Below are 237 nucleotides of genomic sequence, written 5' to 3'. Positions count from 1 at the left end.
TCGAACCAACGACCCCCGCGTTATCAACACGGTGCTCTAACCAGCTGAGCTACAGCCCCAAATGCTGTTCTTTAATATTGACAGTCGATAAGTGTGAACGCTTGATGAGTAGTCCGAAGACCAGTGCCACTCTAGAAAGGAGGTGATCCAGCCGCACCTTCCGATACGGCTACCTTGTTACGACTTCACCCCAGTCACGAATCCTACCGTGGTAAGCGCCCTCCTTGCGGTTAAGCT

Annotated in this window: 1 rRNA gene; it reads right to left on the bottom strand. The window is 52.3% G+C overall.

The window, feature by feature from the left end:
• Positions 1-135: 135 nt before the first annotated feature.
• Positions 136-237, bottom strand: a 16S ribosomal RNA gene (locus GEV01_RS30660); the annotation flags it as partial.

This window comes from Rugamonas rivuli, assembly GCF_009380165.1.
In the GTDB taxonomy this organism is placed as follows: domain Bacteria; phylum Pseudomonadota; class Gammaproteobacteria; order Burkholderiales; family Burkholderiaceae_D; genus Rugamonas; species Rugamonas rivuli.
The sequence above is the reverse complement of the archived record's forward strand: the minus strand, read 5'-3'. Positions and strand labels throughout refer to the sequence as shown.